The organism is Micromonospora rhizosphaerae (assembly GCF_900091465.1).
GTDB classification, from domain to species: Bacteria; Actinomycetota; Actinomycetes; order Mycobacteriales; family Micromonosporaceae; genus Micromonospora; species Micromonospora rhizosphaerae.
This window is the reverse complement of record NZ_FMHV01000002.1, coordinates 3,663,733-3,677,233: the sequence shown is the minus strand read 5'-3', so window position 1 is coordinate 3,677,233 and position 13,501 is coordinate 3,663,733. Positions and strand designations below refer to the sequence as shown.

18 protein-coding genes and 1 pseudogene are annotated in these 13,501 nt (G+C 67.5%); 10 read left to right on the top strand and 9 right to left on the bottom strand.

The annotated features are described in order from the left end of the window. Window positions 1-165: 165 nt before the first annotated feature. The 5 genes from GA0070624_RS17305 to GA0070624_RS17285 all read right to left on the bottom strand — a co-directional run bounded on the left by GA0070624_RS17305 (window position 166) and on the right by GA0070624_RS17285 (window position 2,853). A complete protein-coding gene (locus GA0070624_RS17305; RefSeq protein ID WP_091342386.1) occupies window positions 166-423 on the bottom strand; it encodes a hypothetical protein in 258 nt (85 codons plus the stop codon). A 72-nt stretch (window positions 424-495) separates the two neighbouring features. Beyond that, window positions 496-756: a hypothetical protein gene (locus GA0070624_RS34810; protein WP_091342383.1), complete on the bottom strand. Its 261-nt coding sequence runs from the start codon at window positions 754-756 to the stop codon at window positions 496-498. 366 nt (window positions 757-1,122) lie between these two features. Then, window positions 1,123-1,518, bottom strand: coding sequence for an MmcQ/YjbR family DNA-binding protein (locus GA0070624_RS17295; RefSeq protein WP_091342270.1), 396 nt, complete (start codon window positions 1,516-1,518; stop codon window positions 1,123-1,125). 120 nt (window positions 1,519-1,638) lie between these two features. Beyond that, window positions 1,639-2,289, bottom strand: a complete 651-nt coding sequence (locus tag GA0070624_RS17290) for a nitroreductase family protein (protein ID WP_091342380.1) — start codon at window positions 2,287-2,289, stop codon at window positions 1,639-1,641. Window positions 2,290-2,331: 42 nt separating this feature from the next. Next, window positions 2,332-2,853 carry a carboxymuconolactone decarboxylase family protein gene (locus GA0070624_RS17285; RefSeq protein WP_218105186.1) on the bottom strand — a complete coding sequence of 174 codons (522 nt, stop codon included), beginning with the start codon at window positions 2,851-2,853 and terminating at the stop codon, window positions 2,332-2,334. A gap of 278 nt (window positions 2,854-3,131) precedes the next feature. On the opposite strand from GA0070624_RS17285, the gene GA0070624_RS17280 reads away from it, so the two are divergent. From GA0070624_RS17280 to GA0070624_RS36435, 3 genes are all read left to right on the top strand, one after another. After that, window positions 3,132-3,776: a TetR/AcrR family transcriptional regulator gene (locus tag GA0070624_RS17280; RefSeq protein ID WP_091342376.1), complete on the top strand. Its 645-nt coding sequence runs from the start codon at window positions 3,132-3,134 to the stop codon at window positions 3,774-3,776. A gap of 288 nt (window positions 3,777-4,064) precedes the next feature. Then, on the top strand, window positions 4,065-4,229 hold the full coding sequence (locus GA0070624_RS34805; RefSeq protein ID WP_176731744.1) for a hypothetical protein: 165 nt from the start codon (window positions 4,065-4,067) through the stop codon (window positions 4,227-4,229). A gap of 24 nt (window positions 4,230-4,253) precedes the next feature. Further along, window positions 4,254-4,388 (top strand): hypothetical protein, encoded by a 135-nt coding sequence (locus GA0070624_RS36435; protein WP_281180984.1) that lies wholly within the window; start codon window positions 4,254-4,256, stop codon window positions 4,386-4,388. On the opposite strand, the gene GA0070624_RS34800 is transcribed toward GA0070624_RS36435, so the two are convergent. Continuing rightward, window positions 4,375-4,980, bottom strand: coding sequence for a hypothetical protein (locus tag GA0070624_RS34800; protein ID WP_176731529.1), 606 nt, complete (start codon window positions 4,978-4,980; stop codon window positions 4,375-4,377). The genes GA0070624_RS36435 and GA0070624_RS34800 overlap by 14 nt on opposite strands. Before the next feature lie 51 nt (window positions 4,981-5,031). Between GA0070624_RS34800 and GA0070624_RS35795 the strand changes: the two are divergent. From GA0070624_RS35795 to GA0070624_RS35790, 5 genes and pseudogenes are all read left to right on the top strand, one after another. Continuing rightward, window positions 5,032-5,412, top strand: a pseudogene (locus GA0070624_RS35795) (tyrosine-type recombinase/integrase); the annotation flags it as partial. Between the two features lie 687 nt (window positions 5,413-6,099). Then, window positions 6,100-6,546, top strand: a complete 447-nt coding sequence (locus GA0070624_RS17270) for a VOC family protein (protein WP_091342373.1) — start codon at window positions 6,100-6,102, stop codon at window positions 6,544-6,546. Between the two features lie 377 nt (window positions 6,547-6,923). Then, window positions 6,924-7,118, top strand: coding sequence for a hypothetical protein (locus tag GA0070624_RS17265; protein ID WP_218105185.1), 195 nt, complete (start codon window positions 6,924-6,926; stop codon window positions 7,116-7,118). Between the two features lie 398 nt (window positions 7,119-7,516). Continuing rightward, on the top strand, window positions 7,517-8,986 hold the full coding sequence (locus GA0070624_RS17260) for a dihydrolipoyl dehydrogenase family protein (protein ID WP_245718843.1): 1,470 nt from the start codon (window positions 7,517-7,519) through the stop codon (window positions 8,984-8,986). Between the two features lie 4 nt (window positions 8,987-8,990). Next, window positions 8,991-9,800 (top strand): hypothetical protein, encoded by an 810-nt coding sequence (locus tag GA0070624_RS35790; RefSeq protein ID WP_245718842.1) that lies wholly within the window; start codon window positions 8,991-8,993, stop codon window positions 9,798-9,800. On the opposite strand, the gene GA0070624_RS35285 is transcribed toward GA0070624_RS35790, so the two are convergent. Together GA0070624_RS35285 and GA0070624_RS35280 are read right to left on the bottom strand one after the other, a co-directional pair. Next, window positions 9,714-10,361 carry an integrase core domain-containing protein gene (locus GA0070624_RS35285; protein ID WP_245718841.1) on the bottom strand — a complete coding sequence of 216 codons (648 nt, stop codon included), beginning with the start codon at window positions 10,359-10,361 and terminating at the stop codon, window positions 9,714-9,716. The two genes, GA0070624_RS35790 and GA0070624_RS35285, sit on opposite strands and share 87 nt — an antisense overlap. Next, window positions 10,349-10,789, bottom strand: a complete 441-nt coding sequence (locus GA0070624_RS35280; RefSeq protein ID WP_218105184.1) for a helix-turn-helix domain-containing protein — start codon at window positions 10,787-10,789, stop codon at window positions 10,349-10,351. The genes GA0070624_RS35285 and GA0070624_RS35280 overlap by 13 nt, the downstream gene beginning before the upstream one ends. Before the next feature lie 265 nt (window positions 10,790-11,054). On the opposite strand from GA0070624_RS35280, the gene GA0070624_RS17245 reads away from it, so the two are divergent. Both GA0070624_RS17245 and GA0070624_RS17240 read left to right on the top strand, forming a co-directional pair. Further along, window positions 11,055-11,600, top strand: coding sequence for a DUF302 domain-containing protein (locus tag GA0070624_RS17245; protein WP_091342368.1), 546 nt, complete (start codon window positions 11,055-11,057; stop codon window positions 11,598-11,600). A gap of 47 nt (window positions 11,601-11,647) precedes the next feature. Further along, window positions 11,648-13,105 carry an amidase family protein gene (locus tag GA0070624_RS17240; protein WP_091342365.1) on the top strand — a complete coding sequence of 486 codons (1,458 nt, stop codon included), beginning with the start codon at window positions 11,648-11,650 and terminating at the stop codon, window positions 13,103-13,105. Between the two features lie 185 nt (window positions 13,106-13,290). On the opposite strand, the gene GA0070624_RS17235 is transcribed toward GA0070624_RS17240, so the two are convergent. Beyond that, window positions 13,291-13,491, bottom strand: coding sequence for a type 2 periplasmic-binding domain-containing protein (locus GA0070624_RS17235; protein ID WP_342672766.1), 201 nt, complete (start codon window positions 13,489-13,491; stop codon window positions 13,291-13,293). Window positions 13,492-13,501 lie beyond the last annotated feature (10 nt).

Below are 13,501 nucleotides of genomic sequence, written 5' to 3'. Positions count from 1 at the left end.
CAATCAGGGTTGGATCCTAGATCCGCTCCCGGGCAGTCGGCCGCCCCGTGGGCGTCCCGTTCGTCGACTTTTTCGACCCGTTTGGCGCGATCGTCGTGGGTCTGGCGCGCCCCCTCTGGCGGCCACCGCACCCGCCCGGCGCGCTGCCAGGCGGGACGGAGGCGGTCAGATCCGGTCGGCCTGGTAGCCGAGGATGGTGCCGCCGGCCGGCACGTGGCCGATGACCTGGGTGACGGCGACGGTCTTGCCGCGCTCGCGCCACACGAAGTCGACGGCGGCCCGAAAGGCCGGGTCCTTCGCCATCGCGTCGACGTCGGCCCCCTCCATGTCCTTGCGGATCTCGGGATCCGCCTCGATGGCGGCCTCGATCGCCCGCCGGTAGATGGACTCGTCGGGGGTGTCGCTCTTGCCCTGGGTGCTCATCACTTCCCTTCCTGGCCCGCCGATCTCGCGGCCGCCGCGAGCGCCGGGGCGGGCCCGGCGCCACGGTGGCCGTCAGGCGGCGGCCTGCGCGGTGGCGGTCGGCCCGGAGCGCAGCCGCGGTGAGACCTGCACGAGCGGGCGGATGGCCCGGTTGCCGGCGATGAGCTCGGCGTGCTCGTCGAGGTGGGTCCGCGACTCCTTGCGGGCGTTCTCGACGGCCTGCTCGTCACCCGGGTCGCCGCCGGTGATGACGCTGGGCTGGCCCGGGCACAGGTAGCAGGTGTAACCCATCTGCGGCATGGCCGCCGAGGCCTTGCGTCCCCCGGCGGCCATCAGCGCACCCGCCGGGCGCCGCGGGCCATGAGCAGGGCGGTGACGAACAGCCACCCCCTTGTGCCAGGCCTGGTCCATGGCCAGGACCTTCCGGAGGTCCCGCCCGCATGACCAACCTCCCGGCCGCTCAGGCGGCCAATGCCGGCGCGCGTCCCAATGCCCCCCGAACCTGCTGACATCGGTGCGGCCGACGTGCCACGTGGGCGGATGCTCCAGCAGCCGCGTCGAGGACGTGTGCCTCGATGAGGACGCCGACGGTGAGGTCCTCGTCGTTGCGGCCCGGCCACGCAAGGGCGCCATGCGCCGGTGCGGGCGCTGCTCGGATGAGGGGCAACAGCGCTCTGTGCGCGGTCGGCGTCAGCGTGATCAGTCGGCGGAGGGCGGGACGCGGAACGAAGCGGGATCGACGGGACGGCTCTGCTTCGGCAGGCCGGCGACGACGAGGAGGTACGACTCGGTCACGAGATTGTCGACAAGCGCGGGCTCGACGTCCGCACCCGCCCGCACCGTGATCCAGTGCTTCTTGTTCATGTGGTAGCCGGGCGAGATGCTCGCGTGAGCTGCGCGGAGCGTCTCCGCGTCGGATGGATCCGCTTTCAGGATCACGACGGGCTCGCCGGGCATGGACGTCTGTAGCATGAACACCTTGCCGCCGACTTTCCATACCTCCCAGTCGCCGGTGACCTGGTGTGTGTGCTCGGAGCCGGGAAGCTCGGCGGCGCGGGCCGCGGCTCGATCCTGCACTGCCTTATCAATCTGCATCTTGACCTCCTCGAAGTCCTTAGGGTCGATTGCCTGGCGTCCGTCGAGGAGGTGCGGACGCTGGGCAACCGAGTCGAAGTGAACGGGGCCGGCACCGCGGTCCGATGGCCGCCCCGTCCGTCACATGTGCGTGAAGATCTTCTCCGCGTCGAGCCGCGAGACCGGCTGGCGGGAGACCCGAGCCTCGTCGGGGTAGCCGAGCACCAGAAGCAGCGTGGTCGTGTAGTCGGTGTCGGTCAGGTCGAAGGCCGCGTCCACGGTCGTGCGGTCGAAGCCCTCGAGCGGCGTCGCGTCCACCCCGAGGGATGCCGCGGCCATCATCGTGGCGCCGACGACGAGGTAGGTGTTCTTCTCAAGCCAGTGGAGCACGTCCCCGCCATAGTTCTCCGTCTGGATCTCCACGAAGTTGGAGGCGCCCGCCTCCCATCCCTTCTGGATCTCCGGGTCGGCGAAGCGCCCGTCGGCGCGCTCCTTCTCGAAGATCTCCTGCAGGTGCGTGTCGGGGATGTCCTTGCGCGTTGTGAAGACGATGGCGTGCGACGCGTTGCGCACCTTCTCCGCGTTGTCCGCGAAGCGGCCGACCAGTGCGTCCGCGAGCTTGTCCTTGCCATCCTGCGTCTCCAGCACGTGGAAACGGTTCGGCTGGATGTTGATCGTCGTCGGCGAGGTGCGCAGGTAACGCAGCAGCTGCTGGAACGTCTCCTCCGGGATCCTCTTGCTCGGGTCGAAGTAGCGGGTGAGGTGCTTCGTGATCAGCTTGTCGAGATTCAACGTCGTGCTTTCTTTCGTTTGAACGGCGGGTGGAGAGGAAAGTCAGGCCGACTGGTGGTCGGCGCCGGGGACGTCGACGACGGTGTCGCTGACGTTGTTGAGGTAGTTCGTGAGCAGGGTGACGACCACGATCGTGACGATCGCCTGGATCTCCGGGTCGATATACCCGACCTCGCGGATCGCTGCGAGGTCCTCGTCGCTGACCTGGCCACGTGTCTCGATCACGTGCTGCGCGAACTTCGCGACGGCGGCGCGCTTCGGGTCGCTGGACGTGCCCGTGCGGGCGAGCTCAATCTCCTCCGCCGACATACCGCCGAGGTTCGACGAGATGAAACCGTGGAGTGCCTGGCAGTAGTGGCAGCCGTTCGACTGAGAGACCGCGAGGGCGATCGTGTGGCGCGTCTTCGCGTCCAGGAGCTTCGCGATGCTGCCCTGCAGGCCCATCACGATCTCGAGCACGGTCGGGTTCGCGGCGAGCGTGGTGAACATGCTGGGCGCGAAGCCGAACTGCTTCGCGATGGCGTCGAGGGCGCCCTGCGTCTTCGCGTCGATGTCGGCGGGCATGGGAGCGGTCAGGCGAGACATGTTGATGAACCTCCGCGTGACGTTACTGGACGATTTCGTCCACTCGCTGAGTGAACACCATCGGAAATGGGTTGTCAAGCCCAGTTGTGTTTATGTTGATGACATGCAGGTGAACAGGGGGATGTCGGCGGCGCGGGAGCGGTCAGGCGAGACATGTTGATGAACCTCCGCGTGACGTTACTGGACGATTTCGTCCACTCGCTGTGTGAACACCATCGAAAATGGGTTGTCAAGCCCAGTTGTGTTATGTTGATGACATGCAGGTGAACGACGGGGCGGATGCAGCCCAGAAGCTCACTCCCAAGGGCCAGGCCACGCGCGAGCGAATACTGGAGCACGCGGCCGCGTTGATCTACGGCAAAGGGGTCCACGCAACCAACAACGAGCTCGTCCGCCGCGCTGCAGGCGTGAGTGGATCGCAGCTGAGTCACTACTTCCCCACCAAGGAGAGCCTCGTCCTGGCGGTCATCGACTGGCATGCCGACAGCGTCCTCGGCTTCCATCGCAGCGAACGGTTTGCCAGCTTCGACACCGTCGAGGCGTTCCAGGACTGGACGGACTTCTACGTCCTCTCGGGGCGTCCGTTCGAGGACGGCTGCAGCCTCGGCTCGCTCGCGAGCGAGATCGTCAAGACCGATCTCGACGTGCACGACCGGCTCGCGGAGGTGTTCGCGCAGTGGCGCGAGATCTTCCGCGTCGGGCTCGATCGCATGCGGCAACTCGGCCGCATCGACGCGTCCGCCGACCCCGCGCGGCTCGCCGACATGTTCCTCGCGGCGTATCAAGGCGGCATGCTCCTCGCTCAGGTCGCCCGGGACATCGGCCCCCTGCAGGACGCGCTCTCTGCGGCGGTTGACCATCTGCGGACGTTCGTGACGTCTGACGACCAGCACATGGGCTGACGCGGCGCATCCGAGCCTCGGGTGTCGGAGCGCGGAAGAAGGTCTGGCGAGCTGGTAAGACGACCACGTCGGGCGACGCGAAAGGGCGTCCGCTCTGTTAGCAGAACCGGACGGCTCGCCGACATCCAGCCTCACGAATTCATGGGCTCGACGGCGTGATGGCTGATTGCCGGCCCTGACGTGAAGGAGGTGCCGTCCTACCTGGAATGATCTGGGTTGCCTAGATCGAGAATCTTCCAGAAGGGCGGCACCTACCAGGTGAAGCGTATGACATCGACCAGGTTGCGTATGAAGGCTGCGCGTGCCAAACGATTGCAGCGTAAGCGACGCATCGAACAACGCGCCAACGCCTGGGCCCGCGGACTGACGCTGACCACCGGGGCGTCCGGGCTGATCGGTGCGGTCGGCGCCCCGTTGCTGCGGCTGCTGGCCGAACAGTCCGGGCTGCGCTAAGCCAGCCCGGCCACCCTGCGCCGAGTGCTACTCAACGCGCCAGCCCGCCTCGTGCGCCGCGCCCGTAAACGGCTGATCCGCCTCGACGACACCCACCCGCACCAGACCGACCTCATCCTCGCCTGGAACAAGATCCACGCCATGGTCACCCCGCCGTAACGGCAATCCCACCCGCCCCGACCAGACGAGAGGCCCCGCCCACCCTGCCGCGAAGGGGATACCAGGAGCAAGGCGAAGTCGCGGCACTGGCCGCCTCCGCCACCGGCGCCGTCCAGCGCGGTCCCGGGGCGCGTCGGCAGTTGGTCCGCAGGCTGATCACCCGGCCGGCGGAAACCTCGATCGGCGAAACCATGTGGTAGTCCAGGTCACGGAAGTTGGCCAGCGCGACGGTCAGCACCGTCCTGCCGTCGACCACCAGGTCGAGGCGCCCCTCGTCGCCCTGCGGGTTCTGCAGGAAGATGTCGGTCAGCACAAAGACCCGACGGGACGGCACGGTGTACCGGTCGGTGCCGATGGCGCCGGCCCCGGCGGTGACCGACAGCCGCCGGCTGGACGACTGCCCACCGTCGGGGATGGCCGGCACGCCCGGACGGACGGTGGGGGTCGGCGACGGGCTGGCCCCGGGCGCGACCGCGTCGACCGCCTGCTGGGCCTTGTCGTCCGCCTGCTGGGCTCGGGTGTCGGCGGCGCTGGCCTGCCGGGCCACCGGGGCGACCTGCCCCTGGGCAGCCTCCTCGGCCAGGGACTTCACGGTGGACGCAGCAGCGCGTACCAGAGTCCGACGCCCATCAGCGCCAGCACCAGCAAGACCGAGGAGTCCGACGCTTCCCTGCCGCTGCCGGCCATCTGCGTCACCGCGCTGCGGCACCGCTACCGCCAACAGGAAGCGGCCAGAGAGAAGGCCCGCGATGCGTGGCACGACACCGGCATGGCCTTCACGACCCGCTACGGGCTGCCGGTCGAGCCGCGGAACTTCAACCGCTCCTACGACAGCCGCATCGCCAACGCCGGCGCCCCTAAGATCACCGTCCACGACGCCCGGCGCACCTGCGCTTCCCTGCTGGTCGACCTGGACGTGCATCCGCGGATCGCGATGGCGATCCTGAGACACGCCGACTTCTCGATCACCATGGAGATCTACAGCCAGGTCTCGTCCAAGGCCACCCGAGAAGCCCTGCGAGAGCCTCGACCAATGAGCCGTTGCTGTACTTCACTGCTGTACAAGATCAGAAATGGCCATCCGGAAGATCCCGAATGGCCTCTGACCTGCGTCGGGACGGCCGGATTTGAACCGACGACCCCTTGACCCCCAGTAGTCCGGTGGCCCAGCGGCATGCTCGCGCACGTTTGCCCAGGTCGCCTGAAGCATAAACCGGCCGAGTAAAGGAGTCGTCGTACCACTCCCCCGCCACCATCGACTTCCCTGCTGTCAGCCAGACGAGCCGCGCGTGACTTCCCGCCGGCTGTCGGGGGAGTTCATGTCGGAGGGGCGACGTCGAGCAGCACATTGATGCATGTCACTCAGCCAGGTGCTTGGTGCTTGTGGCGTGGACCGTAACGAAGCAAAGGCTGTCCCGCCTGCCGGACGATACCCGAACCACTCGTTACCGGCACCGGGCCACGGACCCTCGCGACGGACATCCGACCAGCACAACCTCCGGATCCTCCCGTGACATGGCCCCATCGGGGGTACTGTCCGGCGGTAGGAACAGCGGCGGCAGTCGCCGCTCCCGGTCCTCGATCACAGGGGCGTTGATCCGGCCTTGGTGACTGATGGCCGGCGGGAGCCCGGGTGGCCCGGGGCCGGGACCAAAGGGTTCCCGCCGTCGGGACAGAACACCGCAGACAGGGCGGACAAGGAGTGGGTACGATGCACGTCAATCTTGAGGTGGTCACGATCCCGGTGTCGGATGTCGACAGGGCGATGGAGTTCTACCGGGATCGCCTGGGCTGGCGACTGGACTTAGACATCGAGGTCGGCGACGACGTCCGCGTCGTGCAACTGACCCCGACTGGTGACGGCCATACGTCCATCGTGTTCGGCAAAGGCCTGCCGATAGCCGCTGCACCGGGGTCGATGCGGCACCTAGAGCTGGTGACCTCCGACATCGTGGCCACACGGGAGGAACTGGTCCAGCGAGGCGTCGACATCACCGAGGTCTACCACGGCCCCGGCAGCCCTTTCTGGCCCGAGGCGCGCCAACCCGGCCCCGACCCCGAACGTCAGAGCTACAACTCGCACGCCTCATTCCAGGACCCGGACGGGAACGGCTGGACGCTGCAGGAGGTCACCACCCGCCGCGAGGCCCGTTCGTGACATTACAAGCCGCGTCCTTGCTCCACCACCTACCGCCTGCCTCACACATGTCGATTTTCGACCACGCCCGGGCCGAGTAAAGGAGTCGTCGCACCACTCCCCCGCCAACATCGACTTCCCCGCCGTCAGCCAGACGAGCAGCGCGTGACTTCCCGCCGGCTGTCGTGGGAGTTCATGTCGGAGGGGGGACACGGACCGAAGCCCCACCGATGACGATGAGCGCACCCTGAAGCTCCCGCAAGTCTAGCCGTTCACGCGCACCCGGCCCGGCCGCGGCGGCGACGTGTGGATGACGACGACGGGGGCCACAGCTCGTCGTCTCGGACATCGAAGAGGCCCGCGCGGAGCTCGTCGGTCGCGGCATCGAGGTGAGCGAGGTGTTCCACGATGCCGGCGGGACCGTGTACCACGGCCACGACGGCGGAGACGTCGTCCACCGCGCCGGCGGCCAGGCGCGGATCGCCGGCCCGCACCCCACCCGTGCCGACTACGGCTCCTTCGCCACCTTCAGCGACCCGGACGGCAACGGCTGGGTACTCCAGGAGGTCAAGAAGCGGGCCCCCGGCCGCTGACACCACCTCAGTCACCGAGGGCGCGACGGGTCGGCACCAGCCTACGTGGCGGCCGGCCCGTTCCGCCCTCGGTGCGACACCGGCGCCGGACCGCTGCCGCCGGGCGCCCTCCGCGCCCCAAGCTTGACCACAGCCATACGCTGTACCGTGCCGCAGCTTGGCCGACCGGGGACCGGGGCACAACGGCGCCCAGCCGAGACCCAGGCCCGGGTCACGGCCCTCCCTCGGCGACCCGAGGCGCGACCTCGGGCACCGTCGCCGGCACGCAGCGGCATCAGCGGGCGCTTCGGCGGCGGGCCGGCTACCGCAGACACGACCAGGGAGCCTCGGCCCGGCAGCCCCGCTTCTGCGGAAGCCGCACTCTAGACAGAGTCTCAGACGCAGTCATGGAGGAAGCAGTGACGAACGAGGCACCCCGCACCTATGACGTGGTCGTCATCGGCGCTGGCCCGGTCGGCGAGAACGTGGCCGACCGGGCCAGAGCCGCCGGGCTCAGCACCGTGATCGTGGAGCGCGAACTGCTCGGCGGCGAGTGCTCTTACTGGGCCTGCGAGCCCAGCAAGGCGCTGCTGCGGCCGGTGCTGGCACGCGCCGACGCCCGCCGCGTCCCCGGGCTGCGCCAGGCAGTGGCCGGGCCGCTGGACGTCGAGGCGGTCCTCGCGCACCGTGACAAGATGTCCGCGTACTGGAACGACGAGAACCAGGTCGACTGGCTGAACGCAGTCTCCGTCGACCTGATACGCGGCCACGGCCGGCTCGACGGCCCCCGCCAGGTGGCGGTGCAGACCCCTGACGGCGACACCGTCCGGCTGACCGCACGGCACGCCGTCGCCATCTGCACCGGCACCAGCGCGGCCCTGCCCGACACACCCGGACTCGACACCGTACGCCCCTGGACCAGCCGTGAGGCCACCAGCGCCGACCACGTACCAGGCCGTCTCGCCATCGTCGGCGGCGGCGTGGTGGCCGTCGAGATGGCAACCGCCTGGCAGGCGCTCGGCGCCCAGGTGACGATGCTGGTCCGCGGCGACGCCGGACTGCTGCCGCGGATGGAGCCGTTCGCCGGCGAGCTGGTCGCGGACGGGCTTCGCGAAGCCGGCGTCGACATCCGTTTCGGGGCCTCTGTGACATACGTGGCGCGCGAGGACGGCGAGGTGCGGATGACGCTGGCCGACGGCGCAGAACTGGCCGCCGACGAGATCCTGTTCGCCACGGGCCGAGCCCCGCGGACGGCGGACCTCGGCCTGGAGACCGTCGGTCTCACCGCGGGCGACTGGCTGACCGTGGACGACACCGGCCGGGTGACCGCCGTCGCCGACGGCTGGCTCTACGCCGCCGGCGATGTCAACCAACGGGCACTGCTGACCCATCAGGGGAAGTACCAGGCCCGGATCGTCGGCGCCGCCATCGGCGCCCGCGCTAAGGGAGAGCCGGTCGACGACGCCAGGTGGGGCGCGCACGCCACGACCGCCGACGGCGCGGCCGTGCCGCAGGTCGTCTTCACCGACCCGGAGGTCGCGTCCGTCGGCCTGACCGCGCGCGAGGCGGAGCGGGCCGGACGCCGGGTCGAGGTGGTCGACTACGACATCGCACGCGTCGCGGGCGCGCACCAGTACGCCGAGGGCTATCGCGGCCAGGCCCGTATGCTGGTCGATGTGGACCGCGGAACGGTGGCGGGGGTCACCTTCGTCGGGCCCGGCGTCGGAGAACTGCTGCACTCGGCCACCGTCACGGTCGCAGGCGAAGTGCCGGTGGAACGACTCTGGCATGCCGTGCCCGCGTTCCCGACGATCAGTGAGGTCTGGCTGAGGCTGCTGGAGACCTACCGGGGCCGGCAGCAGGATCAAATGCTGCCGCCGGAAGCTTGAGTTGTTGCCGGCTCTGTTCGATCGTCTGCTCCGCCGCCACATCCCCGCTGAAGGCCTGTGCCTGCCGAAAATGCCATCCACCCTGCTCAGGGTCGACTCGTCGACACCTGGCGAGCGATCACGGCTGGTTCGGCTTGTCACCTGGCCGATCGATGTCGATGACTACGCGATGATGCCGCCTCGTGTTCCTGCGACTGGCCTACCTCGGTGTGACCAACGTGTTCGCGCTGCTGCGGCTGTTGCCCGCAGCGATCACGACAAGGACACCGAGATCCTCATCATGCGGCACCAGATCGCCGTGCTGCAGCGCCAACTCGGCGACCAACGCGTCCGGTTCCAGCCCGCCGACAGGGCCCTGCTGGCCGCACTGCTGCGCCCACTCCCCCGGGCAGCGCTGCAGCAACTTCGGCTGCTCATGCGCCCAGACACCATCCTGCGCTGGCACCGCGAGCTGCTCGCCCGCCGCCACGCCACCATCTCCCGACCCCGCCGACCCGGACGACCCCGCACACTGCGCTCAATCCGCACCCTGACCCTGCGGCTGGCCCGAGAGAACAGCAACTGGGGCTACCGGCGCATCCACGGCGAACTGCTCACTCTCGGGATCAAGGTCGCCGCCTCCACCGTCTGGGCGATCCTCCGCGAGGCCGGCATCGATCCCGCACCGGAGGGATCAGCGACAACCTGGGCGCAATTCCTCCTGTACCGCTCGGAAAGTCGGTTACAGCTACGCCACCTGGGCGTATTCGTTGATCAGCCCGTTGAGGATCTTCCGGCGGCGCACTCGTGCTGCGGTCAGGTCAGCGACCGGTGAGAGCGGTACGTCGGTGGCGTTGGGTGGGTGTTGGTGTCGGCCTTGGTGAGGCCGGTGGTCGTTGTAGTGCGTCACGTACTCGCCGAGAATGGCCAGTAGGTGACGGCGGTTGTAGATCAGCATCCGGTCGAGGCACTCGCGGCGGACCGTGCGTACCCATCGTTCCGCGTACGCGTTCGCCCGCGGCGCCCGAGGCGGGGTACGCAGGATCTCGATGCCCTCGGTGGTGAAGACCATGTCGAACCCGGCGATGTACTTGCTGTCACGATCCCGGATCAAAAACCTGAACTGGGCGACTCTGTCGCCGAGGTCCATCAACAGGTTCCGCGCCTGCTGGGTAACCCACTCCCCCGCCGGGTTCGTGGTGGCCCCGAGGATATGTACCCGCCGGGCCCCGATCTCCATCAGGAACAGCACGTAGACCCGGGTCAGACCGATCGTGTCCACATGCAGGAAGTCGCAGGCCAAACCGCCCCTGGCCTGAGCGGTCAGAAACTCGGTCCAGGTCGGCCCGCCGCGCCGCGGAGCCGGATCGACGCCGGCGGCGGTCAGGATCGCCACACGGTGCTGGGAGCGACCCGATAACCGAGCCTGAGCAGTTCGCCCTGCACCCGGCGGTGGCCCCAGGTCGGGTTCTCCCAGGCCAGGCGCAGCACCAGGGCGCGGATCTCCGCCCGTATCGGTGGGCGCCCGGGTCGTCGTTGCGGGTAGGTCCACTTCCGGGCGACCAGTTCACGGTGCCAGCGCAGCAACGTGGCAGGGGTGACAAAGAACGTCGACCACCGGGAACGAGGAAGCAGCCGTGAAAGGGCTGACAGAACCACTCGGTCGGTGGGCTCCAGGTCCAGCCGTGCCACCTGCCGGCGCAGGACCTCGACCTGATGACGCAGCACGAGAATCTCGATGTCCTTGGACCGGCCGCCGCGCAGGCCTTGGCCCACCAGCCGCAGGATCTGACACAAGATCAGGTATCCGAAAGACAGGAACATGCCCGCCACCATGCCCCACGGCTGGCTAGCCGGGTCGCACAGAACCGCACCTCAGAGGCCAGAACCGGGTTTCCGAGCGGTACAAGATCGGGAGCGGGCCGGGATGTGGCGGCTTCTCGATACCCGTTGAAGTAGAACGATCGTTGTACTTCAACGGTGAGGCGCCGCTGAGTGTCAACGCTTCAGAAACGCCCACCCGAAGCGGTCTCGCTAGGACGCATTGCTCCACATCCGGACCCGCAAGCACGAGAGGATCGAACATCGCATGCCCGATCGAACCTTTGTCTCCACCCCTCACGAGGTGGTCCGATGGTCAATCGACACCAAGACGAGCTTCGCGGACATCCGCACTCGATACGAGGCGGCAGTCCCGGCGTTGAATGCCGACAGGCTGGCTCAACTTCGTAGGGAGCGCGCGAGTTGGGATGCTGTACTCGCCGACGCCGAAGTGAATGCGCCGTACGGCTTCATGCGGTTCTGGAGCACGGACGTCGGCGAGACCATGCAACTCGCGGGAGACTCCGACGCGTGTGTCGCCTATTTGATGGGCAACCACACGATCGCGGAGCGGATGTATCGCCACGATCCCGCAGTGATGCTCTATGCGCCCTTGCGCACGACGATCCACCGCGATCGTGAGGGTCTCACGCGGTTCTCCATCGACCAGCCCAGCACGCGCTTCGCGAGCTTCTCCTTTCCGGAGGTTGCCGCGGTCGGTCTCGAGCTGGACCGAAAGGTTGCGAACCTGCTCAGAGTTCTCGACATACCTGTGCCGGATGCGTTCGACCCAACCTCAGCACAGCGCAGCTAGCACTCTCGCACGGTAGTCCTACCCCAACGACTCAGAACAGGTTTCTCATGAGCACCGACAAACCAGCCATCGATGCGGCGCCCGCGGCGGACGACCGCGAGCTCGCGGATCTCGGCGTGGCAGCAGCCGCTACCGCAATCCGTCAGGGCGACATCAGCGCTGAGTCTTACTCCGCGGCCCTTCTGAAGCGAGCACGACGTTACTCGGATCTCCAGTCCTTCATCACCATCGATGAGTCCGCGGTACTGGCCGCAGCCGCGGAGGCCGATAAGGCCCGCGCTGCAGGCTCGACTGCTCCGCTTCTCGGAGTCCCTCTAGGAGTCAAAGACAGCTATGCGACGCGCGGCCTTCGTACAACTCTCGGCGTGAAGACCTTAGAGACGTTCATCCCGTCCCAAGACGCCGATGTCGTCAGAGCAATCAAGAATGCAGGCGGCATCGTCTTCGGCAAGAACAACCTTGTCGAGATGTCCTATGGCTTGACCGGTGACAACGACCGATACGGCCAGGTGAAAAATCCCCACGGCCGAGAGCACATTCCCGGGGGGTCATCGAGTGGCTCAGCAGCATCCGTCGCGGCTCGGATTGTGCCCGCGTCTTTCGGGGGCGACACGATCGGCTCCATCAGAGTGCCTGCCGCGCTGACTGGAGTGGTCGGTTTCAAGCCGACCATTGGGCGCTGGCCGGGCTATGGAGTCGCGCCGGTCTCTCACACCCTCGACACAACCGGGCTACTCGCGCGCAATGTCGACGATTGCATACTGATCGACCAGATCGTCGCTGCGGACGAGTTCGCGTCCCCTTCTAAGCACTCTGGCCTCAAGGACGTGAGATTCGCCTACGCCCCGAAGCAGTTCCTCGGGCTTGTCGATCCCGAGATCGAGTCGCAGTTCGTCACCGCCCTTCATCGTCTCCGAGATGCCGGGGCCGAAGTCCTCGAGATTGACCTTGGCGAGGACTTCTCCAAGCTGGCAGACCGCGTAGCCTGGAACCTCTTTTTCCGCGAGACGCAGCAAGCGGTCTCCGAGTTTCTCCGTCAGAACGACGTCCCAGTCACTTTCGACGAGATCTACGACGATCTGAAGCCGCAACTTAAAGAGGTATGGAATCAGTTCGTCATACCTTCCGGACCTGGCTACCTCACCGAGAGCGACTTGGAGGAAACCTTGTCGATCGACCGCCCGGAACTCCAGCGCCGTCTCGGCAACGTCTTCGGCGCGGGAGGCTTTGATGCACTGGCCTTCCCCACGACCGCGGCACTCGCACCGCTGATCGAGGATCAGTGGAGCTTCACAGTGGCTGGCGAACGAGTCGACCATCTCTTTCTCGCGAAGAACACGATTCCTGCCAGCGGCGCCGGACTACCCGGTATTAGCCTTCCAATAGGCCTAGCCCGAAGCGGCCTTCCCCTCGGAATCGAACTCGACGGAGCACGGGGCGACGACCGCAAGCTTCTCGATGTGGCGCGCCGGGTTGAAAACGTCCTCGAGCTCACTCCCGCGTGACGCCTGATCCTGCTGAGGCTGCCGAGCGTGGTGACGGGAACATGGCAGTGGCTGTGCCGTCATCCGGGATCGTCAGCATGGAAAGTATTCGATGATCCGGTAGCTGGGATCCCCCGAACCCCTGGCTGTACAGGCTTCATGTTGCGGTCAGCCCGCCCTGAGGCGCCCGCAGGAGCCGTCCGCCGCTACCCATGGGTCGCCCGGGGAGAGGGGGCTGCCGCCTGGGCCTGCCGTGCGGCGATGTCGACGAACTCGTGCACCAGAGGTGACCGGTTGGCCTCGGCCCAGGCCAGGCAGACCTGATTGGGCTTGAGGTCGTCGACGGGCACGTGGACAACGCCGGGCCGGGTGTAGAACCTCGCGGTCGACAGGGGCAGGATCGCCACCCCGCCGTAC